The following is a 24,832-nucleotide window of genomic DNA, read 5'->3' as shown; positions in this document are numbered from 1 at the left end:
AGACCGGCGGCAATTCGGACAGCAATTCAGCAAGCAACAACGATGGCCGGAGCGGGCAAGGGCTCCGGAGGCGGGACTGTTTTTTATCAGCCGACCCATTTGACCGCAAGCCGGGTTACAAAATCCATCACACCGTGCGCTGTCTCACAATGCGAAAAACCCCCGGATATGGCGCGATTGACTAGCGAAAACCCGCACTTGCACGGTACCCCGTGGCGAAAGAGCCACCGCTATAATCGGCTGGCTTGTCTTTCGGGTAAGACAGCCCTTTACCGTGGCCCGCGTCCGGCGCCCGGCATGCGGGGCACGCCGCCGTGCCCGTTCGCAACAGGCACAGCGTTGCGCAGGCCGCCGTACCCCGGCGGCTGGTGCGTCACGGTCCGGCGCGCGGCATCATGCAAGCCGCGAGCCTGCATCCGAATCAATATCTATAAGAGGAGAAGTGGAGATGGAACGTCGTTCCTTTCTGTTGAAAGCGTCGGCCGTGGCCGCCACCGGGGCACTGGCCGCGTGCGGCAAGGGTGAAGAGAAGGCAGCGCCCGCCGCCGCCAGCGGCCCGGCAGCGCCGGCCGTGGTCGGCAGCAACCCGGCCGTGGAATGGCGCCTGGCCTCGAGCTTCCCCAAGTCGCTCGACACCATCTTCGGCGGTGCCGAACTGCTGTCGGCCCGCGTCAAGGAACTGACCGAAGGCAAGTTCAACATCAAGGTCTTTGCCGCCGGTGAAGTCGTGCCGGGCCTGCAGGTGCTGGACGCGGTGCAGAACAACACCGTGCAGATCGGCCACACCGCCGGCTACTACTACTTCGGCAAGAACCCGACGCTGTGCTTTGACACCACCGTCCCGTTCGGCCTGACCGCACGCCAGCAGAACGCCTGGATGCTGCAGGGCAACGGCATGAAGCTGATGCGCGAGTTCTTCAAGGAATACAACGTCGTCAACTTCCTGGGCGGCAACACCAATGCGCAGATGGGCGGCTGGTTCCGCAAGGAAATCAAGACCGTGGCCGACCTGCAGGGCCTGAAGTACCGCATCGCCGGCTTTGCCGGCGTGGTGCTGTCGCGCCTGGGCGTGGTGCCGCAGCAGATCGCCGGCGGCGACATCTACCCCGCGCTGGAAAAAGGCACCATCGACGCGGCCGAGTGGGTGGGCCCGTACGATGACGAGAAGCTGGGCTTCTACAAGGTGGCGCCGTACTACTACTACCCGGGCTGGTGGGAAGGCAGCGCGCAGCTGTCGTTCTACGCCTCGGCCACCGAGTACGAGAAGCTGCCGGCGCTGTACAAGCGCGCGCTGGAAACCGCCACCATCGAGGCGCACACCAACATGATGGCCAAGTACGACACGGTCAACCCGCAGGCGCTGGCCCGCCTGCTGGAAAACGGCGTCAAGCTGCGCCCGTTCTCCAAGGAGATCATGGAAGCGTGCTTCAAGGCGACCCAGGAAGCCTATGCCGACGAAACCGCCAAGAACCCGTCGTTCAAGAAGATCTACGACGACTGGCGCGTGTTCCGCAACAACCAGGCCGCCTGGTTCAACGTGGCCGAGCAGGGCTTCGCCCAGTTCAGCTTCGCGCGCAAGCTGTAAGCGGCACACTGCACCGGGCCGTCCGCGGCCTGCCGCAAACCCCATGTTCCCTCGGGAGCATGGGGTTTTTTGTTGGCCACGGCACGCGGGCGCCCGCCGGGCGGGGATCGCGCGGCGCCGGTAGAATCGCCGGCATCTACCGGAAATCCCTATGCAACTCGGCATTCTCTACGCCCTCCTGGCCTACGTCATCTGGGGGCTGCTCCCGCTCTATATCAAATCGCTGCCCGGTATTGCGCCGCTGGAGATCCTGCTGCACCGGATGGTGTGGTCGCTGGTATTCCTGGGCCTGATCCTGACGTGGCGGCACCAGTGGGCGTGGCTCGGCCGGGTGCTCAAGGACCGGCGCCTGCTCCTGTCGTTCACCGCCAGCGCGGCGCTGCTGTGCGCCAACTGGTTCCTCTATATCTGGGCGGTGTCGGCTAACCGCGTAGTCGATGCCAGCCTGGGTTACTTCATCAACCCGCTGTTCAGCGTGCTGCTGGGCGTGGTGTTCCTGCACGAGCGGCTGCGCCTGGTGCAATGGCTGTCGATCGCGGTCGCCGCGGCCGGGGTGGCTTGGCTGACGGTGGCGGCAGGCCAGTTACCGTGGATCGCGCTGGGGCTGGCGGCCAGCTTCGGCGGCTATGGCCTGCTGCGCAAGACCGGTGCACTGGGTGCGCTGGAAGGGCTGTCGCTGGAGACGCTTTTGCTGTTCCCGCTGGCCGCGGCGGCGCTGGCCTGGCTGTTCGCCACCGGCCAGGACAGCTTCACCCACGCAGCGCCGGGTACGCAGTGGCTGCTGCTGCTGGCGGGACCGGTGACGGCGGTGCCGCTGCTGTTCTTTGCCGCCGGCGCGCGGCGCATTCCGCTGTCACTGCTGGGCCTGCTGCAGTACACCGGGCCGACGCTGCAGCTGCTGCTGGGCGTATGGCTGTGGAACGAACCGTTCCCGGTGCAGAAGCAGGTCGGCTACGCACTGATCTGGCTGTCGCTGGCCTTGTATGCGGCCGAGGGGCTATGGATGAATACGCGGCAGAAGCCCGCAGCCATCCAATCCATCAATGAAGCCAACTGAAAATCAAACGATTTCATTCATCGCACGGATAACCGATACGGTGCCTGGCCACCATGTCTGCCCCGCCTGATGCCACGCCCGCGGTCCAGCGCAAGATCATTCATTGCGACTGCGACTGTTTCTATGCCTCGGTCGAGATGCGCGACGAGCCGTCGCTGCGCGGCCGCCCGATGGCCGTGGGCGGCTCGCCCGACCGGCGCGGGGTGATTGCCACCTGCAACTATGAAGCGCGCGCCTTTGGCGTGCGTTCGGCGATGCCATCGGCACAGGCGCTCAAGCGTTGCCCGGACCTGCTGATCGTGCGCCCGGCAATGGACAAGTACCGCGAGGTCTCGCGCCAGATCTTCGCGATCTATCGCGAATACACCGCGCTGGTCGAACCGCTGTCGCTGGACGAGGCCTACCTGGACGTGAGCCTGTGCACCCGCCACGCCGGCAGCGCCACCCGCATCGCCGAGGAAATCCGCCAGCGTGTGCGCGATGAAGTGGGCGTGACGGTATCGGCTGGGGTGGGGCCGAGCAAGTTCGTGGCCAAGATCGCCAGCGACTGGAACAAGCCCGACGGGCTGTTCGTGGTCAAGCCGGCGGCGGTCGATGGCTTTGTCGCCGCGCTGCCGGTGGAGCGCATCCACGGCGTGGGCAAGGTCACCGCGGCCAAGCTGCGGCGCCTGGGTGCCGAGACCTGCGGCGACCTGCGGCCGTGGTCGCCGGACCGGCTGCACCGCGAGTTCGGTGTCTTCGGGGCGCGGCTCTACAAGCTGTGCCGCGGCGTCGACGAGCGCGAGGTCACGCCCGAGCGCGAGCGCAAGTCGATCAGCGTGGAAGAGACCTATGCCGACGACCTGCCCGACCTGCAGGCCTGCATAGCCGAGCTGGAACCGCTCGTCGCCATGCTCGAAGCCCGCATTGACCGGGCTCAGGCACATGACACCATCGACAAGCTGACCGTGAAGCTGCGCTTCTCTGACTTCCGCCAGACCACGGTGGAATGCCGCGGCCACGCGCCGGACCGCGCCGTCTACGCGCGCCTGCTGGCCGAGGGCCATGCGCGCCGGGGCTTGCCGGTGCGGCTGCTGGGGGTGGGGGTAGGGACCAGCGACCGGGATACGTCGCAGCTGGAACTGTTTGACTGAGCGCAGGATTATTCCGGCGAATAATCAAATCACATGAAATCGTGATGCCTTGATAAATGGCATCAATAAACCAGCTATTGCAGGTCGTTGCGCATCACCAGCAGCCACGGCATATGCGAATTGGTGACGCCGTCGACCCGGCCCGAATCGCCCAGCTCGATCTCCTCCATCGACACCGACTGCTGGACATTGCCGCCGATGGCACGCACCACGCGCGTGGCCAGATCCACGCCGACCACGATGTCGCAGTGCATGGGCGTGGTGCCGAAGCCGATTTCGGCGATGTCCTCGAGATAGCGGTCGCGCCCGCGCCCGGCGCAGATGATGTCGCCGGGCCGGGGCATGGCGGGGACGGGCTCGATATGGAAGGCCGGCCTGGGCAGGATGCCGTCGCGGGCATCGACCACGTACATCGAGTGCGACTGCCCGGTCAGGAACTGGCGCTCGTCCAGCCCCGCCTTGCGCAGCACCCATGAGATAAACACCGCCGACCAGGCCCAGGACCCCCGCGTCACCTGCCGGCAGCTGGGCGCTTCGCCGACGATGCCCCAGTAGCGGCGCGCCAGCGTGCAGCCCAGGGGCGTGGCTTCCATGCCGGTGCCGTCCGGAAAGGACAGGCAACTGGCAGCGGGTGGCGGGTTGCCGTTGGTTTTGGATTCGGTGTCGGTGGTGGCGGCAGCGGGTGCCCCGGCTGCCTCTGCGGGGGACGCTGGCTGGGCCTCCAGGATCCCTGGCAGTGGCGCAGGCAGCTCCGGTGCGGGCACCGGGCTGTAGGTGACGCAGGACGTGTCGTCCCGGCCCAGCCGCACCACCTGCCCGCCCCAGCGGGCCCATTCCTGCGTGGCGATTTCGACGATGCGTTCGCGCGGCGTGGCGCCCGGGCGCGTCTCCGGCCTTTCGGTGTCGGGCAGGGCGCGCGCCTGCGGCCGCACCGGCTCGCTGACGGTGGTGCAGGCAGTCAGCAATGCCAGCGCCACGGCAACGCAAGCCGCGCGCATGGTGCCCGCAGCCTGTGGAGAAAGCTGTGGAACCGGCTGTGGAAAGCGCTGTGCATAACGCTGTGGAGATCTGCGGCGCGGCGGACGGGCGAGCATGGAGGCCCCATGTGGCACGGCACCCGGTCCGGCCTGTCAAGGCCACGGCTGGGCGCCTGTTGGAAGACTTCGCGCGCGATCGCCCCGAAGGCGGATTCAGCGATGCGGCGGATACTGCAGAAGATCAGCTTACCGCTGTGGATAACGTCCCCCGCCTGGCGCTCGCCTGCGCCCTCGGGCACCGGGCGGCGGCATGGCGGGGTCTGACAATTCGGGCCCTGCAGTGCAGCCCGTCAGGCTCACTGGTTGACAGCGTCCTTGAACTTCTGGCCAGCCTTGAACTTCACGGTCTTGGCTGCTTCGACCTTGATTTCTTCGCCGGTACGCGGGTTGCGCGCCATGCGCTCGCCACGCTCGCCCTTGCTGAACGTGCCAAAGCCAATGAGGCTCAGCGTGTCGCCCTTGGCCACTGCGTCCATGATGGCCGACAGGGTCACGTTCAGTGCCTGTTCTGCCTTGGCCTTGGTCAGACCGTCCACCCCGGCTGCGATAGCGTCGATCAGTTCGGTTTTCGTCATGCTTCACTCCGTATCGAGTTGATAAAACACAGGCGTCCGCATGCCGGGCGGCCTGGCTGGCACCGCTTCGGCAAAGACGCCGCGGGCCACATGATACCGTGTCGGGCAAGGCGCACCGGGAACAGATTGTTACCTGGCAGTTTCCGCGAGGCCGCGCCAGGCTGGGCTTCGCGGCAAATCGACTCAGCCGGGTGCAGCCATGGCAAGTGGCTGAAGGTGACGAAAGCGCCCTAAGGTGACAGGGCAGGGCACCGGGGTTCGTGCAACGCGAGAGGGCATGTGCCCTTGACCATCCGTCGCCAGAGCCCCTCAGAGGCCCTCTGCGCACGCTCAGGCGTATTGGACAGGGCTGGAGAGCCAGCGTCGGCCAGAAGCGCTTGCAGGCGCTCTGGGAGCCTCGGATGCACGAACTGCACTATGTTGCATGTTGTCGGGCATGGGCCTGGCGGCGAACCGCGCGGCTATTCGGCGCATGCATGGCGCCTTGGGGGTCGGTTACGGCCCGGCCCCAGATCCTGTCGCCAGCGTATACGCGCAAGCTGGTGTGATTGGGCGTATACGCCCGAGGTATACACCCCAGATCAAACCCAAAACCACCAAGTCTCTCGCTATTGCGTCGTTTACGGCCCCGGCCATTCGGATGAAGCCTTTCGGGGCCTTCCTTCTTTCGCTGACGTGCCTGGCTCGTTCTTTCGGTTTACCTTTTTCTTTCATGTATACAAATAGTAGTAGTAGGTAAACACCCGCCCCCGCTGTGGAAAACCGTGTAAACGTCTTTCGCTTCAAAGGTTTACGTAAACGAGAAGTGGTCGTATCCAATGTTGGCCGAGGTGGATGACTCAGCCCGATGGGCGAGGCCGGTGCCGAACCCCCTCCGACTTATGCCTGAGGCATCCCCATGCCAGCCCCAGGCAGCCCACATCCAATCCGCGTGCTTGTCCACAGTTCCGGGCGGGGTTATCCACATACGCGCAGGTAAACGCGCGTCGCGGCTGGGGTGTAAACGGGGTGCCGTATACCTGTCGGCTGCACCCAAAGGCGTATACGGTGAGGGCGCCGGAAAAAGGACGTTACGTATACGTGTCACGGTTGCACCGGTATCATCCTCGATCGCGCCGGAACGGCCGGCACAGCGGGCCACTCAGGCACAACAGGCGACGAGCACGGAAAGGCAAATGGCGGACAAGGCAAAGCGCAAGGCAGCAGGCGAGGGCAGGAAGAAGACGGCGAGCGACCGGATCGAGGTGCGCCAGTCAGGCGTGCACGGCAAGGGCGTCTATGCGATCGGCCCGATTGCCGAAGGCGAACGCGTGATCGAGTACAAGGGCGAGCACATTTCGTGGAAGAAGGCGCTGGAGCGTCATCCGCACGATCCCAGCGATCCCAACCACACTTTCTACTTCAGCCTGGACGACGGCAGCGTGATCGACGCCAAGTACGGCGGCAACCGCGCGCGCTGGATCAACCATGCCTGCGAACCCAACTGCGAGGCGCGCGAGAAGAAGGGCCGCGTGTTTATCCACGCGCTGCGCGATATCGCCCAGGGCGAGGAACTGTTCTATGACTACGGCCTGGTCATTGACGCGCGCTATACGGCCAAGCTGAAGAAAGAGTTCGAGTGCCGCTGCGGCAGCCCGCAATGCCGCGGCACCATGCTGGCGCCGAAGGAAAAGAAGAAGAAGGACAAGTAAAGCGCGCGTCTCGACCCGCGCCGCCGCCAGCGCAGCAGCGGGTTCAGGCCACCGATCCTGGCGGTTCGCAGGGGATCCGGATCACGAAGCGCATGGTCGGCCGCCGTTCCGGCGCGCCGCCCGCCGCCGGTGCATCGCCAGCCGCACCCGGCACCGGCGGCACGTCCTCGATGCGGATGGTGCCCTGGTGCAGCGTCACGATCTCATGGACGATGGCCAGCCCCAGCCCGGCGCCGCCGCTGTGGGCCGCCCGCCCGCCGCCCGGCTCGGGGGCGCGGTCGCCACGGAAGAAGCGCTTGAAGACTTCCTCGCGCCGCTGCGGCGGGATGCCGGGGCCATTGTCTTCCACCATCACCACCGCCATGCCGCGGTGACCCATGGCCTCGCCGCCGGCGCGCACCGTGATGCGCCCGCCCGCGGGCACGTACTTCACCGCGTTGTCGATCAGGTTGGACAGGGCCTCGCGCATCAGCAGCCGGTTGCCGCGCACCACCGCGGGCGCGCTGCCGGTGAAGGTGGGGCCGGGCAGGATCTCGAAGCCCAGGTCGATGCGTTGCGCCAGCGCCTGCGGCACCCATTCGGCGCCGATCTCGAAGGCCAGTTCGGCCAGGTCGAAGTGTTCCACCGGACCGAGACGCTCCAGCGACAGCCCGGGCTCGGCGCGCGCCAGCGACAGCAACTGGTTGGACAGCCGCACCGCGCGGTCGGCGGCGGTCTGCACCTCGCGCAGCGCATGCCGGGCGACTTCCAGCGAATCGGCTTCCTGGGCCCGGTCGGCATGCAGCTTGACCGCGGTCAGCGGCGTGCGCAGCTGGTGCGCCGCATCGGCAATGAACTTGCGCTGCGCGTCGAGCGCGTCGCGCAGCCGCGCCAGCAGCGCATTGAGGCCGCGGATCAGCGGCGCCACCTCGGCCGGCACCTGGGTCTCGTCCAGCGCGGCGAGCGAGCGGGCAGTCTGCCGGTTGAGCTTGTCGGCCAGGATCTGCAGCGGCACCAGCTCTTCCTTGAGCACGTGCGACAGGATCAGGCTGCCGACCAGCAGCAGCAGGATCAGCGGCACCGACACCGACAGCAGGATCTCGTTGGCGGCGGTCTCGCGCCGGTCCAGCAGCTCCGCCACCTCCACCACGATGGGCCCGCGCGCGGCTTTGCCGGCCTCGCTGGTGCCAAGTTCGTCCACCGCGGCGCTGGGCAGCATCACCGGCAGCCGCACCGCGCGCACCTGGCGGCCGCTGAACCAGGCATAGAACAGGCGCGCGTCGTGCAGCGTGGTCTGGCCGGTGCCGTAGCCCAGCCAGGTGTCCATGCCGCCGATCAGCCCGTCGGGGCCGTGGATGCGCCAGTAGATGCGGTCGGTGCCCTCGGCCTCGACCAGCGTCTGCGCGATCATCGGGATGTCCTGCTCCAGGCGCGGGCCGGCAATGCGGATCTGCTGGGCGATGTTGTTGGCCACGCCATACAGCGCGCGGTCGAATACCTGCGTGGTGTAGTGCGCCGCCAGCCAGTACGACAGCGAGCCGCTGGTCAGCACCAGCGCAAACAGCGGCGTGGCCAGTGCGCGCAGCAGGTGCGCGCGCAGGCTGATGTTGGAGCCGGGGCGGGAGGCCTGGCGCGTCGCCGCGGGCGCAGGGGTGGCGCCCGCGGCGTCAGCCGTGGCGGAAGATGGGGGCACGTTCCGCGTTGCGATGCGGGAGGCCGTGCGCCAGGAAATCCGGGAGGAGGTGCGGGAGCGAGGCCACATTGCCGGCTAGGCCGAAGGACAGGGCCGCGTGTCGGATAACCGCGGCGGCCGGAGCGATTTCATTGTCCGGCGCGGATCTGCAGCAGGTAGCCGAAGCCGCGCACGGTGACGATCTCGACATCGCTGTCCTCGAGCTTCTTGCGCACGCGGTGCACATAGACCTCGATCGCGGTGTCGCCCACAGTATCGCCGCCTTCGCCGGCGGGGTGGGCAAAGGTAGCCAGGTGGTCCTGCAGCTGCGCCTTGCTGACCACGCGGCCCTGGCGCTGCAGCAGCAGTTCCAGCACCGCGAACTCGCGCGGCGACAGCTCCAGCGGGCGGGCGTCGATAAACATGCGGCGGTCGTTGCCCGACAGCCGCAGGCGCCCCAGGCGCACGTCGCGCTCGGGTGCGGCCTCGCCCTGCTGGCTGCGGCGCAGCAGCACGCGCACGCGGGCTTCCAGCTCGGGCAGGGCGAAGGGTTTGATCAGGTAGTCGTCGGCGCCGGCGTTCAGCCCCGAGAGCTTGTCTTCCAGCTCGTCGCGCGCAGTCAGGATGATGACCGGGGTGGTGCGGTTGCGGGCGCGGTAGCGCGCCAGCAGGGTCATGCCGTCGATGCCGGGCAGGCCCAGGTCCAGGATGACCAGGTCGTGCTGCTCGCGCTGCAGATGTTCGGTGGCATAGACGCCGTCGTGGACGACGCGCACCTGGTGGCCGGCACGGGACAGGCCGGCTTCGACGCCGCTGGCAATCTGGCGGTCGTCCTCGATCAGCAGGATACGCATGGCGGCAGCTCGGGCAGGAAGTTGGGCATGGCTGGAGGGAAGGCCTCTTGGCGCACACGGAAGGTGCGGGCCTGCCGCAGATTGTACTAGGCGCAGGCGCCCGGTTCCTTACGGATTGCCTACAGCTGCCCGATCCGGCTGCCGCCGCGCCCGCGCTTAGTCGGTCACCGCGTCGGCGGCGCGCTCGATGAAGTGGGCCAGGTCGATGTCGCGCTGGGTCAGGCCGTTGGCATCGTGCGTGGACAGCGTGATGTCGACCCGGTTGTAGACGTTGAACCATTCCGGGTGGTGGTCGGCCTTCTCGGCCTGGATCGCCACGCGGGTCATGAAGCCGAAGGCGGCATTGAAGTCATGGAAGGTGAAGCGCTTGAAGATCGCGTCGCGGTCCTGGACGGTGGTCCAGCCGGGCAGGTCTGCCAGCAGCGTGGCACGGGCTTGCGGGGAAAGCGGAGTCATAGGGGGCTCGATCTGGTCGTAACGAAAACGAAGGCCGCAAATCAATGCGGAAAGCCGGCCCGCCCGCGCCGTGGCGGCGGGCATGCCGGCATTGTTTCACAAAGCGGGAAGCGGGGCAGGGCGCGCCGGGTTTGCCGGCGAGGGCCGGATCAGATGTCTTCGGTATCGGCCCAGCCTTCGCGGGTGCCGACATTGAGCACCTGGTCGCCCGGGGCTACGTCGCCCGCGCCAAGCGTCGGCTGCGCGCGCAGTTCTTCGTACAGTGGCGCAAAGTCCGGGCGGGTGGCGTCGAACAGCTGTTCGAAACTGTCGATCACGAAGTAGGTCTTCTGGAAGGTGTCGATGCGGTAGCGCGTGCGCATGATGCGGCGCACATCGAAGCCGATCCGGTTGGGGCTGGCCGAATCCAGGCTGTAGATCGACTCGCCCTGGCTCGACAGGATGCCCGCGCCGTAGATGCGCAGGCCCTGCGGGGTGCGGATCAGGCCGAATTCCACCGTGTACCAGTACAGCCGCGACAGCATGTCCAGCGCGCCCAGCCCGGCCGCCTTCAGGCCACCCTTGCCGTAGGCCTCCATATAGTCGGCAAAGACCGGGTTGATCAAGAGCGGCACATGGCCGAACACGTCGTGGAAGCAGTCCGGCTCCTGCAGGTAGTCCAGCTGCTCGGGCTTGCGCATCCACCAGCTGGCCGGGAAGCGGCGGTTGGCCAGGTGCTCGAAGAACACCTGGTCCGGCACCAGGCCGGGCACGGCCACGACTTGCCAGCCGGTGGCGCGCATCAGGGTTTCGTTGAGCTGGTCGAAATCGGGGACGCGGTCCTTGTCCATGCCCAGCGTGGCCAGGCCCTGCAGGAATTCATCGCTGACACGGCCCTGCAGCATCGCGGCCTGGCGCTCGTATAGCTTGCGCCAGATGGCGTGGTCGGTGCTGGTGTAGCGGTGCACCGGCTGGGCGATGGTGAAGTCCGGGCGCAGTTCCTGGCCGGACAGCAGGCCGGCGTCGAACTGTTCCTTGAGCTTGTCGGTCAGGGTGCCCTGGAAGGCGCCGGGGGCTTCGGTGGCCGTGGCGATGGACATGGTGCGCGTCTCCTTGTAATGCGTGCTTGCTGCATCGGCGGCAGCATGAATGCGGATTTACTGCGTAGTTTAGACAGCCGAGCGCGCAGAAAGGCCGCAAAATCCGCTTGTTTTGGTGTGGTGGCGCATATAATGTGCATCGTTCAAATAAAGAGTGCGGAATTTGTGTATGGCTGCCTCCGGCGTCTCCCTGGACCCCTTCGACCTCGCGCTGCTGGCCGTCCTGCAGGCCGACGGCCGCACCACTCACCAGCAACTGGCCGAACGCGTGCACCTGTCGCCCAGCCAGGTCGGGCGCCGGCTGGCGCGGCTGGAAGCCGACGGCGTCATCACCGGCTACCGCGTCAACCTGTCCTCGCAGGCGCTGGGCCTGGGGGTGATGGTCTTTATCAGTGTCAAGCTGGCCCACCATGCCGACACCATCATCGAACGCTTCCGCGAAGAGATCCTGTTGCTGGAAGAGGTGCAGGAGTGCTATTCGGTGGCCGGCGAGGCTGACTACCTGATCCGCGTGGTTGTGCCAGACCTGCCCACGCTGGCCGAATTCACCATGAAGCGGCTGATGCGCGTGCCGGGTGTGGAAAGCGTGCGTTCGAATATCGTGCTGACCGCCATCAAATGCGACGGGCCCTTGCCGCTGTCGCACCTGCGCTAAAACTTTTCCTGCGGCGCGTTGCAGGTTTGCGTGCCGGTCTTGCGCTCCTGTGGCGTGCGTGTCACCCTCGCCGGGTGCCGCAAACGTGGCGGGAACGGAGGATGGCAGGATGAAGGGAATCGTCGCCCGAGCCGATCGGGGTCTTGGCAGGTTGCCAATGCAATCGCATGAGTGGCGCGCAGTCCTGGCCCTGGTGGCCACGCTTGGAATCCTGGCCGCCGGCGGCGCGCAGGCCGCGCAGGTGACCCGCTTCTCCCCCGAAGGCACGGTCGGGCAGGTCAGGCAGGTGGCGATCCGCTTCGACGAGGCCATGGTGCCGATGGGCGACGTCCAGGCCACCGCGCCCGCGGCGGTTTCCTGCACTGGTGCCGGCACCGGCGGGCAGGCCCGCTGGATCGATGCGAAGAACTGGGTCTACGACTTTGCCAGCGACCTGCCGCCGGGCGTGCGCTGCACCGTGCGCATGCGTACCGGCCTGCGCAGCGTGGCCGGCACCGCCTATGCCGGCCGCCCGGAGTACCGGTTCGAGACCGGCGGCCCGACGGTCGTCTCCAGCCGGCCTGCGGGCGGCGAGATCGAGGAAGACCAGGTCTTTGCGCTGCGCTTCAACGGCGCCGCCACCGCGGCCTCAGTGCGCGAACACGCCTGGTGCCAGGCGCAGGGGCTGGGCGAGCGCATCCCGGTGCGCCTGCTCGCTGACAAGGAGCGCGATGCCGTGCTCGACGCCATCCACTGGGAACGCATCGCCAAGCAGGCGCCAGATGCCGTGCACCTGCTTGCCTGCCAGCAGCGGCTGCCGGCCGCGGCGCGGGTGCAGCTGGTGCTGGGAGCGGGCATTGCCACCCCCTCCGGCGTGGCCACGCGCGATGAGCGCCGCTTTGACTACACCGTGCGCGACCCCTTCACCGCCAGCTTCAGCTGTGAGCGTGAACACGCGCAGTCGCCGTGCACGCCGCTGCGGCCGATGTCGGTCAGCTTCTCCTCGCCGGTGCCGCGCAAGCTGGCCGAGAGCGTGGTGCTGAAGACGCCGTCCGGCCCGCGCGCGCCGCAGTTTGATCCCAACCTGGCGCCGGACGCCAGCGTCAGCGCGCTGACCTTTGCCGCGCCGTTTGCGGAGAAGGCCCAGTTCACCATCGAAGTGCCGCGCAACCTGAAGGACGACAGCGGCCGCTCGCTGGCCAATGCCGACCTGTTCCCGCTCAAGGTGGCCACCGCATCGATGCCGCCGCTGGCCAAGTTTGCCGCGGCGCCGTTTGGCGTGGTGGAACGCTTCGGCGAGCTGCCGCGCGGCAAGGCGCCGGCCGACTACCCGCCGCTGCTGCCGGTGACGCTGCGCAACGTCGAGGCTGACCTCGCCGTGCGCGGCGTGCAGGCCGGGGCCGGCACCGTGATGAAGCTGCGCGTGGACGACGACACGGCCGTGATGCAATGGTTTGGCCTGGTGCGCCGCATGCATGAGGCCAGCTATACCCGGCCCGAGCTCGACGCCGTGCTGGCGGGCCGCTCGCCGTATCGCGTCAACAACCCGCGCAATGCGGTGTCGATCGAGACGCGTTCGGTGTCTCTGCTCGAGCGCGCCCCCGGCGTGCAGAAGCTGGCCGTGCCCAAGCCTTCGGGCGATGCGCCGCGGCCGTTCGAGGTGGTGGGCATCCCGCTGCCGGAACCGGGCTTCCATGTGGTGGAGATCGCCTCGCCGATGCTGGGTGAGTCGCTGCTGGGCAAGCGCGCGCCGATGTACGTGCGCACCGCGGCGCTGGTTACCAACCTGGGCGTGCATTTCAAGCTGGGCCGCAGTGCCGGCAATGAAGACGATGGCAGCCGCACCGGGCTGGCCTGGGTCACCGCGCTGGACGATGGCAAGCCGGTTGCCGATGCCGCCGTGGCGGTGCGCGACTGCAGCGGCCGCCTGCTGGGTGAAGGCCGTACCGACGCCAGCGGCGTGGTGCGCTTTGCCAGGCTGGCGGCCGCGCCCGAAGGCGCCTGCGACCAGAACGGGCTGTCGGGCTATTTCGTCTCTGCCCGCATCGGCGTCGGCCACCCGCAGGCACGCGGCAAGGCCGACATGGCCTTCGTGATGTCGGACTGGAACCGCGGCATCGAGAGCTGGCGCTTCAATGTGCCGACCGACACCAGCACCGCACCCACAGTGCGCGCCCACACCATCTTCGACCGCACGCTGCTGCGCGCCGGCGAGACCGTGTCGATGAAGCACCTGATCCGTGCCGAGACCGCGCAGGGCTTTGCCCTGCCGCCGGCCAGCCGTCCGCTGCCCACGCGCGTGGTGATCCGCCATGAAGGCAGCGGCCAGACCTACGAGCTGCCGCTGCAATGGCGCCATACGGCGACCGGCGGGCGCAGCGCGGAGAGCACCTTCCAGGTGCCGCCGGCGGCCAAACTGGGGGTCTACAGCGTGGAGCTGCAAACGCAGAAGGGCGAAGGCGCGCAGGACAATGGCGGCGCGCGCAGCTACACCAGCGGCAGTTTCCGGGTCGAGGCATTCCGCTTGCCGGTGCTGGCCGGCACGCTGCAGGTGGCTGGCAAGGCGGGGCCCGTGGTCGCGCCTGCCGAACTGCCGGTCGGCGTGGAGATCCACTACCTCTCCGGCGGCGGCGCGGCCGGGCTGCCCGTGCGCGTGTCCGCGCTGCTGCGCGACAAATACGTCAGCTTCCCCGGCTATGACGAGTTCTCGTTCAACCCGCCGCGCGCCCAGCGCGAAAGCGCCAGCGGCGACGAGGAGATGGATGAGGGCGAGCAGAGCGAAGCCAGTGCCGACGGCCAGAAGCTGGTCGCCGACAAGCTGCCGGTGACGCTCGACAAGAACGGCAACGGCACCGTCACGCTGCGCAAGCTGCCCAAGACCGAAGCCCCGCGCGACTTGCTGCTCGAAGCCGGCTTTGCCGACCCCAACGGCGAGATCCAGACCCTGCGCCAGACCGTGCCGGTGTGGCCGGCGGCGGTGGTGGCCGGCATCCGCACCGATGGCTGGGTCTCGGTCAAGCAGAAGCTGGCCGTGCACGGCGTGGTACTGGACGTCAACGGCAAGCCGGTGGCGGATGCGCCGGTCAAGATCAACGCGCGGGCACGCATCACCACCTCGGCGCGCAAGCGCGTGGTGGGCGGCTTCTACCGCTATGACAACCGCTCCGAGACGCGCGACCTCGGCACCGTGTGCGAGACCCGTACCGATGCGCAGGGCCGTGCGCGCTGCGACGTGGCGCTGGAGCAGGCCGGCCAGATCGAACTGGTGGCGAGCGCGCGCGACAAGGACGGACGCACCGCGCAAGCGGCCTCGACGGTCTGGGTCACGCGCCAGGGCGAGCTCTGGTTCGGCGGCGAGAACCATGACCGCATCGACCTGCTGCCGGAGAAGAAGTCCTACGCGCCGGGCGACACCGCGGTGTTCCAGGTGCGTATGCCGTTCCGCCACGCCACCGCGCTGGTGGCGGTGGAGCGCGAGGGCATCTACCAGACGCAGGTGGTCGAGCTCCACGGCAGCGATCCCACCGTGCGCGTGCAGGTGAAGCCGGAGTGGGGGCCCAACGTCTACGTGTCGGTGCTGGCGTTGCGCGGGCGCCTGCATGAGGTGCCCTGGTATTCGTTCTTCACCTGGGGCTGGCGCCAGCCGGGAGAGTGGTGGCGCGCGTTCCGCAGCGAGGGCCGCGAATACGCCGCGCCGACGGCGCTGGTGGACCTGTCCAAGCCGGCCTTCCGGCTGGGGCTGGCGGAGATCCGCGTCGGCAATGCGGGCCACCGGCTCGACGTTACCGTGACACCGGACAAGGCCAGCTATCCGGTGCGCGGCAAGGCGCGCGTGGCGATCCAGGTGAAGCTGCCAGACGGCAAGCCTGCCGCCAACGGCGAAGTGGCGCTGGCCGCGGTGGACCAGGCGCTGCTGGAACTGATGCCCAACACCAGCTGGGACCTGCTCGATGCGATGCTGCAGCGGCGCGGCTACGGCGTGGAGACGTCGACCGCGCAGATGGAAATCATCGGGCGCCGCCACTACGGGCGCAAGGCGGTGCCGGCGGGCGGCGGCGGCGGCAAGAGCCCCACGCGCGAGCTGTTCGACACGCTGCTGGTATGGAACCCGCGCGTGCAGCTCGACGCGGAGGGCCGCGCCAGCATCGAGGTGCCGCTCAACGATTCGCTGACCAGCTTCCGCATCGTCGCGGTGGCGGACCTCGGCCTCGGCCGCTTCGGCACGGGCAGCGCCACCATCGCCGCCACGCAGGACCTGCAGGTGATTTCCGGCCTGCCGCTGCTGGTGCGCGAGGACGACCGCTACCGCGCCATGTTCACGCTGCGCAATACCACCAGGCGCGCGATGACGGTGCAGGCCAGCGCGCGCGGCACGCTGCTCGGCAACGAGACCAGCCTGCCGGTGCAGACCGTGCAGATCCCTGCCGGCGAAGCGCGCGAGATCGGCTGGGACGTGACCGCGCCCGCGCTGCTGGCGTACTCGCGCAGCGGCACGGTGACGTGGGAAGTGCAGGCGAGCGAGCAGGGCACGGGTGGCGCGGCCGACCGCATCAAGGTGTCGCAGCAGATCGTGCCGGCCGTGCCGGTGACGGTGCAGCAGGCCACGCTGGCGCAGGTGTCGCCGTCGCTGTCGGTGCCAATTAAGGCGCCGCCGGGTGCCCTGGCGGATCCGGCGGGCAAGGTGCGCGGCGGGCTGCAGGTCAACTTCCAGTCGTCGCTGGCGGGCGGCATGCCGGGCGTGCGCGAGTGGTTCCGCAACTACCCGTTCACCTGCCTGGAGCAGCGCGCATCGAAAGCGATCGGCCTGAACGACACCGCCGCGTGGGACGCGCTGATGACGCAGCTGCCGTCCTATCTCGATGCCAACGGGCTGGCCTCGTACTTCCCGCTGAACGCCGACGGCGACTTCGGCAGCGAAGTGCTGACCGCCTACCTGCTGGCGGTCACCGACGAGGCCGCGCGCGCCGGGCTGGCGCTGCGCATCCCCGACGCGCAGCGCACGCAGATGGAGCGCGGGCTGACTGACTTCGTCGAAGGCCGCATCCGCCGCGACAGCTGGGCGCCGGTGGCCGGCACGCAGTACCTGGAAGCGCGCAAGCTGGCCGCGCTCGAGGCCCTGTCGCGCACCGGCCATGCGCAGGCGCACATGCTGGGCTCGATCCAGATCCTGCCGGCGCAGTGGCCGACCTCTGCGCTGCTGGACTGGACCTTGCTGCTCACGCGCATGCAGGACATCCCGCAGCGCGAGCAACGCCTGGCCGAGGCGCAGCAGCTGCTGCGCTCGCGCCTGACGGTGCAGGGCACGCGCCTGGCGTTCTCCACCGAGCGCAACGACAACTGGTGGTGGATGATGGCCGGCGGCGACACCAATGCCGCGCGCCTGCTGGCGCTGGCGTCGGAACTGCCGGGCTGGAAGGAAGATGCGCCGCAACTGGCCACCGGGCTGCTGGGCCGGCAGGTGCATGGTGCCTGGGGCACCACCACTGCCAATGCCTGGGGCATGCTGGCAGTGACGCGCTTCTCGCAGGCGTTCGAGAAGACGCCGGTGGCGGGCACCACACGGGCGAGCCTGAGCAATGCGGCCGACGCCTCACGCAGTTTCGACTGGGCGCGCGCGCAGCGCACCGACGGCGTGGCCCAGGGCAGCATCGACCTGCCGTGGCCGACCGGAGCCGACGGCGGCACGCTGCAGGTGGAGCACGCCGGCGCCGGCCATCCGTGGGCCACGGTGCGGGCGCTGGCGGCGGTGCCGGTGACCGCGCCGCTGGCCGCGGGCTACCGCATCAAGCGCACCGTGACGCCGCAGGAGCAGGCGGTGAAGGGCAAGTGGTCGCGCGGCGATGTCTACCGAGTCAAGCTGGAGATCGATGCGCAGGCCGACATGACCTGGGTGGTGGTCAGCGATCCGGTGCCTGCCGGCGCCACCATCCTCGGCAGCGGCCTGGGCCGTGACTCCCAGATCGCCACGCGCGGCGAGCAGCGCAAGGGCGCGGCCTGGCCGGCCTACACCGAGCGCACGCCGCAAGCCTACCGCGAGTACTTCGGCTACCTGCCCAAAGGCACGGTATCGGTCGAATACACGGTGCGGCTGAACAACGCCGGCGACTTCGCGCTGCCGCCCACGCGCGTGGAAGCGATGTACGCGCCCGACGTGTTCGGCGTGGCGCCCAATGCGCGGCTGGCAGTGGGGGCGCGCCCATGAGCTGGCTGTCGATGATGATGCCGGCACGCGTGCGCGAGTGGTGGATCGCGGGCACGCTGGCCGGCATCATCTACGGCGCGCTGCTGGTGCAGGTGGCGATCGAGCTGCCTGACGGCGCGCCGCTGACCGGGCATATCGCCATGCAGCCCGCATGGAAGACCGCGATGGCGGTGCTGCTGGCACGCGCCGCGTGGTTCCACCGGCCGCTTGTGGAGCGCCGCTGGCTGGTCACGGCGCTGCTGTTCTCAGCCCTGGGCGACCTCCTGCTGGCGCTGCCGACGCTGACGTTTTCGTTCATGGGCGGGCTTGGCGCCTTCCTGCTGGCGCACCTGGCCTACCTGCGCGTGCTGGTGCCGCTGGCGGGCGACACGCGCCCGCACCGGCTGATTGCGTGCGGCGCCATGCTGGGCGTGGCAGGCACCATGCTGGGCCGCTTCTGGCCCAATATGGGCCCGCTGACGGTGCCGGTGGCGATATACGTGGGCGTGCTTGCGGCGATGGCCTGCAGCGCGCTGGTGGCGCGCCTGCCCACGCCGCTGGCGGCGCTGGGGGCGCTGTGCTTTGCCGCCTCGGACATGATGATCGGCATCGCGCGCTTCCTGGTGCCGTTCGAATCCTTCCAGCTTGGCATCTGGTGGACCTACGCCGCGGCGCAGGTGCTGCTGGTGGCGGGCATCGTGGCGGGACGCAGGCAGACATGAAGCAGCGCAGTATTCGCATGGTGCTGGTGACGGCGTTGATCTGGTCCGCACCGGCCATGGCCCTGCCGTCTTTCGAGCAGGTTCGTACCGACTGGCGCAGTGCCGACGTGGTGGTGCTGGACCGCCACGGCGACACCGTGGGGCGCGTGCGCGACGACTTCCGCGCGCGCCGCGGCGACTGGGTCGCGCTGGCCGATACCTCGCCCGCGCTGCGCACCGCCATCGTGCTGTCGGAGGACCGGCGCTTCTATGCCCACAGCGGGGTCGACTGGCACGGCGTGGCGGCCGCGGCCTGGGCCAACCTGTGGAACACGCGCACGCGCGGCGCCTCGACGCTGACCATGCAGCTGGCGGGCCTGCTCGATGAGGACCTGCGCCGGCCGGGCGTGCCGGGGCAGGGCCGCAGCTTCACGCAGAAGCTGGGGCAGGCCGCGGGCGCGGCGGCGCTGGAGCGTAGCTGGAGCAAGGACCAGATCCTGGAGGCCTACCTGAACCTGGTGCCGTTCCGCGGCGAGCTGGTGGGCCTGTCGGCGATGTCGCAGGTGCTGTTCGGCAAGTACCCGGAAGGGCTCAACGCGCGCGAATCGGCACTGGCGGTGGCGCTGGTGCGTGCGCCCAATGCCAAAGCCGCTCAGGTGGCAAGCCGCGCCTGCGGCATCCTGCGCGAGATGGGCCTGCCGCGCGAGTGCGATGGCCTGGAAGGCTTTGCGCAACTGGCGCTGCTGCGTACCGGGCCGGTGGCGCAGCGCGCCGCGGCGGCCGCGCCGTCGGCGGCGTCGCCGCAACTGGCACCGCACCTGGCACGGCGCCTGGTCAGCGAGGCGCGCTCGCAGCTGGCTGCGGGCGTACCCATGCCTGCGCGTATTACGTCCACGCTCGATGCCCGCCTGCAGCGCGCGGCTGCCACCAGCCTGGACCGGCACCTGCGCGAACTGGCCGGGCGCAATGTCGAGGACGGCGCGGTGGTGGTGATCGACAATGCCAGCGGCGACGTGCTGGCCTATGTGGGCTCGTCGGGCACGCTGTCAGGCGCCGCGCAGGTGGACCACGCGGCGGCGCTGCGGCAGGCGGGCTCGACGCTCAAGCCCTTGCTGTATGAGCAGGCGCTGGAAGAGAAGCGGCTGACGGCGGCCTCGCTGCTGGACGACCGGCCGGTGAACCTGCCGGTCGGCGGCGGGCTCTACGTGCCGCAGAACTACGATCACCGCTATGCCGGCTGGGTCAGCCTGCGCGCGGCGCTGGCCGCGTCGCTGAACGTGCCCGCGGTGCGTACGCTGGTGATGGTGACCCCGCACCGCTTCCACAAGCGGCTGGTGGCGCTTGGGCTGCCGCTGACCGAGGCCGGCGACTACTACGGGTTCAGCCTGGCGCTGGGCAGCGCCGATGTGTCGCTGCTGGCACTGACCAATGCGTACCGGGCCCTGGCCAATGGCGGGCGCTACGCGCCGCCACGGCTGCGGGAAGGGGCCGCGGCCGCATCGATGACAGCGGTGATGCAGCCAGGCGCGAGCTACGTGATCGCCGACATCCTGTCGGACCGCCATGCGCGCGCGCGCACCTTCGGCCTGGACAGCCCGCTCACCACGCGCTTCTGGACCGCGGTGAAGACCGGCACCAGCAAGGACATGCGCGACAACTGGTGCATCGGCTGGTCGCAGCATTACACCGTGGGCGTGTGGGTCGGCAATGCCAGCGGCGCCAGCATGCACGAGGTCTCGGGCGTATCGGGCGCAGCGCCGGTCTGGCACGACGTCATGGAAGCGCTGCACCGCGCGCGCGCCAGCCAGGCGCCCGCTATGCCCGCCGGCGTGCAGCGCGTAGCGCTGAGCTTCGACGACGGGCTGGAGCCAGCGCGCGATGAAGTCTTTCTGGCCGGCACCGCGATCCGGCGCGTCAGCGTGAGCGCACCCGCCGCGCGCCCGACCGCACCCGTGATCGCCAATCCTGCCGACGGCACCGTGTTTGCGCTGGACCCCGACATGCCGCCCGCGGCGCAGCGTGTCTGGTTCCATGCCGAGGGCGTGGCCGGCCAGACCGCGCGCACGGTCAGCTGGCGCATGGACGGCAAGCCGCTGGGGCGCGGCGGCGAGGTGGCATGGCTGCCGTGGCCGGGGCGGCACCAGGTGGAGCTGCTCGATGCGTCAGGCAAGGTGGTGGACCGCATCGGCATCGAAGTGCGCGGCGCATCAGTGCGCGCGCCTGTGCCTGCGGCTAGGCGCTGAGGCCGGCGCGCGCTTTCAGGAAATCGACGAATATGCGCAGCTTGGGCGGCATCAACACGCGGCCCGGGTAGTACAGGTAGAAGCCGTCGAACGGCGGCAGCCAGGCGTCGAGCACAGTGACCAGCCGGCCGCTGTCCAGCGCCGGCTGGATATGGACCGGGAATTCGTAGATCAGCCCCATGCCGTCGAGCGCCGCCTGATGCAGCAGGGTCTTGTCGTTGGCGATTAGCGCTGGGCGCGTGGCCACGGTAACGGTGCGGCCGTCCTCGACGAACTCCCAGCGATAGACGCTGCCGTGCGGGCCAAAGCGGTACTGCAGGCCGGCATGCGCGTGCAGGTCGCGCGGATGGCGCGGCGTGCCATGGCGGGCAAAGTAATCGGGCGAGGCGGCCACCACCATGCGCAGCGGGCCGGTGACGGGGATCGCGACCATGTCACGCTGCAAGGCTTCGCCCAGGCGCAGCCCCGCGTCAAAGCCTTCGGCCACCAGGTCGGCGAAACGGTCGTCGGTGATCACGTCGACGGTGATGGCGGGGCAGGCGCGCATGAAGTCGGCCAGCAGCGGCCGCAGCACCAGCGCGCCGGCGGTGGTCGGGGTGGTCAGCCGCAGCGTGCCGGCTGGCATGTCGCGCTGCTGGCGGATATCGTCGGTGGCGGCGCCGATTTCTGCCAGCGCCGGCTCCACGCGCGCCAGCAACGCGGCCCCGGCTTCGGTCAGGCCGACGCTGCGGGTGGTCCGCTGCAGCAGCCGCACGCCCACGCGCGCTTCCAGCTGGCGAATGGTCTGCGAGACCGCCGAGGGGCTGACCGCCAGCGCAGCCGCGGCGGCGGTAAAGCTGCCGAGCCGCGCCACGCGCGTGAACGCGGCCAGCGCGGGCAGGGAATCGATATCGATTGTGAAGTCTGGCTTCATGATACATGCAGCGTAGCACGCTGTTTCCGCGCGGGTCGAGTGCCCATACTTGCTCCATCCGATGCACCGCCGGTGCCCGACCGGCCAACAGGAGCCCTCGATGACCGCGAACGCCATTTCCACTCCATTCCGCCAGCTGGGCAAGACCGGTCCCAGCGTCTATCCGCTCGGCCTCGGCTGCATGGGCATGAGCGACTTCTATGGGGCGCATGACGACGCCGAGTCGATCCGCACCATCCATCACGCGCTGGAACGCGGCATCAACCTGCTCGACACCGCCGATATCTACGGCCCGCACACCAACGAGGCACTGGTGGGCCGCGCGATCGCCGGGCGGCGTGGCCAGGTCGTGCTGGCGACCAAGTTCGGCCTGGTGCGCGACCCGGCCAACCCGGCCACGCGCGGTGTCAATGGCCGCCCCGACTATGTGCGTGCCAGCTGCGAGGCTAGCCTGAAGCGGCTGGGCACGGACCATATCGACCTGTACTACCAGCATCGCGTGGATCCGGCGGTGCCGGTCGAAGAGACCGTGGGGGCCATGGCGGACCTGGTGAAGGCCGGCAAGGTACGCTGGCTGGGATTGTCCGAAGCCAGTGCCGCCACGCTTGAACGCGCCCACCAGGTGCACCCGATTACGGCGCTGCAGAGCGAGTATTCGCTGTGGACCCGCGACGCGGACGAGGACGGCATCCTTGCGGCCTGCGAGCGCCTGGGCATCGGCTTCGTGCCATACAGCCCGCTGGGCCGCGGCTTCCTGACCGGTGCGATCCGCAGCCCGGAGGATTTCGACGAGGACGACTTCCGCCGTACCAACCCGCGCTTCATGGGCGAGAATTTCGCGCGCAACCTGGCGCTAGTCGACAAAGTGCGCGCGCTGGCCGCGGACAAGGGCTGCACGCCGGCGCAGCTGGCGCTGGCCTGGGTGCTGGCGCGCGGGCCGCAGGTGGTGCCGATTCCCGGCACGCGCCGCATCGCCAACCTGGACGACAACCTCGGTGCGCTGGCGGTGCGGCTGGATGCGCAGGACCTGGCCGGCACCGACGCCGTATTCCCGGCCGGCGCAGCGGCGGGTACGCGCTATGCCGCACAGGTGATGGCGTTGCTGGCGCGCTGAAGCGCATGGCCGGGCATGCGCAATAATGGCGCTTCGCAACATCTTGCCGGAGCCAGAGCATGTCCCTCGTCCCCCTCGATGCCGCCAGCACGGCGGCGCGCCTGCCGTATCCCGAACTGGCGCAGGCCATCGCCGACATGCTGGCCGAGCTGCGCGACGGCACCGCCATGGCGCCGCCGCGCATTGCGCTGCCGGTGGGCGATGCGCAAGGTGGCGAAGGCACGCTGCTGGTGATGCCCGCGCGCAACCGCAGCCTGGTGATGACCAAGAACATCACCGTCCATCCCGGCAACCCGCAGCGCGGGCTGCCCAATATCCTCGGCGAGGTGGTGGTGGCCGACGCGCACACCGGCCAGCGCATCGCCATGCTCGACGGCCCCACGGTGACGGGACGGCGCACCGCGGCCGTGTCGCTGCTGGCGGCGCAATGTTTTGCCGCGCGCACGGACGGCGAGCTGCTGGTCGTCGGTGCCGGGGTGCAGGCATTGACGCACCTGGAGGCCTTCGTGGCCGGGCTGGGCGTGCGCAAGGTGTGGCTGCATTCGCGCACGCGCGACAAGGCCGAGGCGCTGGCTGCGCACGCGCGCACGCTGGGCGTGGAAGCACAGGTGGCCGAGTCGGCCGCGGCGGTATTGCCGCGTGTATCGATGGTGGTCACGGTCACGTCCAGCCGCAGCCCGGTGGTGCCGGACCTGGACAGCGGCCTCTGGCGCGACGATCACTTCATTGCCGCAGTCGGTGCGTTCCGGCCGGACATGTGCGAACTGCCGCCGGCGCTATGCCACGTGGCCGCGGATAGCGGCCGGCTGCTGGCCGATACCCTGTTCGGTATCGAGGACGAGGCCGGCGACCTGCTGCAGGCCGGCATCGACTGGGCCGACGTGCAGCCGTTCGAGACCGCGATCCTGCGGGCCGATGCCATCCGTGCGCGGGCTGGCAGCCCGCTGGTGTTCAAGAGCGTGGGCTACGCGCTGTGGGACCTGGCCGCTTGCGTGCTGGCCAGCCGCGGATGATTACTCGCCGCCGTCCCTGGCGCGCAGCCAGTCGGTGAACAGCTCGCGCGCCGGTGCCAGGAAGCCGGCGATCGGTTCGCTGCGGTCGCTGGCATACCAGTGGCAGTAGCAGCCGTGGATGGTCGCCACCATCAGGCGCGCCATCGGCGCGGGCAGCGGGCGCCCGGGTGAGGACAGCGCATCGACCAGGTCCTGCATATGCGCGTCCCAACTGCGGCGGATCTCCTCGCGCACGCTGGGCGGTACGCTGCCTGAGAACAGCAGGGCCAGCACGACACCCTTGGCTTCCGGATTGGCCGTGAAATAGTCGGCCACCCGGTCGAAGGCGTTTTCCAGCCGCCGCGCCGCGGTCTTGCCCCGGTGCGGCTCTGCGCCCAGCCCCTCGCCGATATCCCGGAACAAGCTGGTTGCGGCTTCCGCCAGCAGCATTTCCTTGCTGCCGAAATGCCACAGCAGGCTGCTCTTGGCCACGCCGGCCTCGGCGGAGATCTGGTCGAGGGTCACCTCGGCGTAGCCGTGCGCGCTGATCAACCCGCGCGTCACAGCAATGACGCGTTCGCGGGTTTCCAGACCGCGGCGGTTCTTGGTGACGGAGGCTGGAGGCTTTTGTGCGGCCGGGCGGGTCGGTGGCATGGGCGGGGGCGAAAGACAGGTGGTGCCGGCGGCAAATCAGGAATATTCGGGCCGGATGCCTATTTGACCAGGTGCGCGGCAAGCCTCGGCCTTTAGGCCGGAGAAGGATAGCGCGGACGCCGTCGGCGTCCTTTCGGCGGCTAATGCGGCGTCTGTTGTTGCTCAATGTATTGGCGGATGATCTCGATGGGCGCACCGCCGCAGCTCCCTGCGAAGTAAGACGGCGACCACAGCGCACCGCCCCATAGCTTCTTGCTGATGCTCGGGTAGTTCTTCTTTCGG

At 68.9% G+C, this 24,832-nt stretch carries 19 protein-coding genes; 10 read left to right on the top strand and 9 right to left on the bottom strand.

What is annotated here, in order from left to right; genetic code table 11:
• Positions 1–448 precede the first annotated feature (448 nt).
• The 3 genes from AC3WL8_RS09575 (at position 449) to dinB (ending at position 3,775) form a co-directional block, all read left to right on the top strand.
• On the top strand, positions 449–1,585 hold the full coding sequence (locus AC3WL8_RS09575) for a TRAP transporter substrate-binding protein (protein WP_211980449.1): 1,137 nt from the start codon (positions 449–451) through the stop codon (positions 1,583–1,585).
• A gap of 151 nt (positions 1,586–1,736) precedes the next feature.
• On the top strand, positions 1,737–2,642 hold the full coding sequence (gene rarD / locus AC3WL8_RS09570; RefSeq protein WP_153956038.1) for an EamA family transporter RarD: 906 nt from the start codon (positions 1,737–1,739) through the stop codon (positions 2,640–2,642).
• A 53-nt stretch (positions 2,643–2,695) separates the two neighbouring features.
• A complete protein-coding gene (dinB, locus tag AC3WL8_RS09565) occupies positions 2,696–3,775 on the top strand; it encodes a DNA polymerase IV (RefSeq protein ID WP_211980447.1) in 1,080 nt (359 codons plus the stop codon).
• Positions 3,776–3,849: 74 nt separating this feature from the next.
• Here dinB and AC3WL8_RS09560 read toward each other — a convergent pair whose 3' ends face one another.
• Entirely contained in the window at positions 3,850–4,869 is a 1,020-nt protein-coding gene (locus tag AC3WL8_RS09560) for a DUF2272 domain-containing protein (RefSeq protein ID WP_492378188.1), read from the bottom strand.
• A gap of 239 nt (positions 4,870–5,108) precedes the next feature.
• Positions 5,109–5,387 (bottom strand): HU family DNA-binding protein, encoded by a 279-nt coding sequence (locus tag AC3WL8_RS09555; protein ID WP_012354324.1) that lies wholly within the window; start codon positions 5,385–5,387, stop codon positions 5,109–5,111.
• A 1,175-nt stretch (positions 5,388–6,562) separates the two neighbouring features.
• On the opposite strand from AC3WL8_RS09555, the gene AC3WL8_RS09550 reads away from it, so the two are divergent.
• On the top strand, positions 6,563–7,078 hold the full coding sequence (locus AC3WL8_RS09550; RefSeq protein ID WP_211980445.1) for an SET domain-containing protein: 516 nt from the start codon (positions 6,563–6,565) through the stop codon (positions 7,076–7,078).
• 43 nt (positions 7,079–7,121) lie between these two features.
• Here the strand turns inward: AC3WL8_RS09550 and AC3WL8_RS09545 are convergent, their stop codons facing one another.
• The 4 genes from AC3WL8_RS09545 to phhA all read right to left on the bottom strand — a co-directional run bounded on the left by AC3WL8_RS09545 (position 7,122) and on the right by phhA (position 11,118).
• Positions 7,122–8,750 (bottom strand): sensor histidine kinase N-terminal domain-containing protein, encoded by a 1,629-nt coding sequence (locus AC3WL8_RS09545; protein ID WP_371827381.1) that lies wholly within the window; start codon positions 8,748–8,750, stop codon positions 7,122–7,124.
• Positions 8,751–8,878: 128 nt separating this feature from the next.
• Entirely contained in the window at positions 8,879–9,583 is a 705-nt protein-coding gene (locus AC3WL8_RS09540; RefSeq protein WP_211980444.1) for a response regulator transcription factor, read from the bottom strand.
• A gap of 156 nt (positions 9,584–9,739) precedes the next feature.
• A complete protein-coding gene (locus AC3WL8_RS09535) occupies positions 9,740–10,039 on the bottom strand; it encodes a 4a-hydroxytetrahydrobiopterin dehydratase (protein WP_041228247.1) in 300 nt (99 codons plus the stop codon).
• A gap of 149 nt (positions 10,040–10,188) precedes the next feature.
• Positions 10,189–11,118 (bottom strand): phenylalanine 4-monooxygenase, encoded by a 930-nt coding sequence (phhA, locus tag AC3WL8_RS09530; RefSeq protein WP_013958425.1) that lies wholly within the window; start codon positions 11,116–11,118, stop codon positions 10,189–10,191.
• A 169-nt stretch (positions 11,119–11,287) separates the two neighbouring features.
• On the opposite strand from phhA, the gene AC3WL8_RS09525 reads away from it, so the two are divergent.
• From AC3WL8_RS09525 to pbpC, 4 genes are all read left to right on the top strand, one after another.
• Positions 11,288–11,773 (top strand): Lrp/AsnC family transcriptional regulator, encoded by a 486-nt coding sequence (locus AC3WL8_RS09525; protein ID WP_013958424.1) that lies wholly within the window; start codon positions 11,288–11,290, stop codon positions 11,771–11,773.
• A 109-nt stretch (positions 11,774–11,882) separates the two neighbouring features.
• Entirely contained in the window at positions 11,883–17,954 is a 6,072-nt protein-coding gene (locus AC3WL8_RS09520) for an alpha-2-macroglobulin family protein (protein ID WP_492378187.1), read from the top strand.
• Positions 17,951–18,655, top strand: a complete 705-nt coding sequence (locus AC3WL8_RS09515; RefSeq protein ID WP_211980442.1) for a lysoplasmalogenase — start codon at positions 17,951–17,953, stop codon at positions 18,653–18,655. Before AC3WL8_RS09520 ends, AC3WL8_RS09515 begins: the two co-directional genes overlap by 4 nt.
• Positions 18,652–20,877 (top strand): penicillin-binding protein 1C, encoded by a 2,226-nt coding sequence (pbpC, locus tag AC3WL8_RS09510; protein ID WP_249221215.1) that lies wholly within the window; start codon positions 18,652–18,654, stop codon positions 20,875–20,877. The genes AC3WL8_RS09515 and pbpC overlap by 4 nt, the downstream gene beginning before the upstream one ends.
• On the opposite strand, the gene AC3WL8_RS09505 is transcribed toward pbpC, so the two are convergent.
• Entirely contained in the window at positions 20,867–21,790 is a 924-nt protein-coding gene (locus tag AC3WL8_RS09505) for a LysR family transcriptional regulator (protein ID WP_041228246.1), read from the bottom strand. The genes pbpC and AC3WL8_RS09505 overlap by 11 nt on opposite strands.
• Before the next feature lie 100 nt (positions 21,791–21,890).
• Between AC3WL8_RS09505 and AC3WL8_RS09500 the strand changes: the two genes are divergently transcribed.
• Both AC3WL8_RS09500 and AC3WL8_RS09495 read left to right on the top strand, forming a co-directional pair.
• Positions 21,891–22,904: an aldo/keto reductase gene (locus tag AC3WL8_RS09500; RefSeq protein WP_211980441.1), complete on the top strand. Its 1,014-nt coding sequence runs from the start codon at positions 21,891–21,893 to the stop codon at positions 22,902–22,904.
• Between the two features lie 59 nt (positions 22,905–22,963).
• The gene (locus tag AC3WL8_RS09495) at positions 22,964–23,917 is read left to right on the top strand and encodes a delta(1)-pyrroline-2-carboxylate reductase family protein (RefSeq protein ID WP_013958418.1); all 954 of its coding nucleotides are present in this window, start codon (positions 22,964–22,966) and stop codon (positions 23,915–23,917) included.
• On the opposite strand, the gene AC3WL8_RS09490 is transcribed toward AC3WL8_RS09495, so the two are convergent.
• Entirely contained in the window at positions 23,918–24,550 is a 633-nt protein-coding gene (locus AC3WL8_RS09490) for a TetR/AcrR family transcriptional regulator (protein WP_492378186.1), read from the bottom strand.
• Between the two features lie 140 nt (positions 24,551–24,690).
• A partial coding sequence (locus AC3WL8_RS09485; RefSeq protein ID WP_492378250.1) for a transposase occupies positions 24,691–24,832 on the bottom strand: 142 nt, incomplete at its 5' end.

Source organism: Cupriavidus sp. FW305-F7, assembly GCF_058782875.1.
This window is presented reverse-complemented; position numbering and strand designations above follow the sequence as displayed.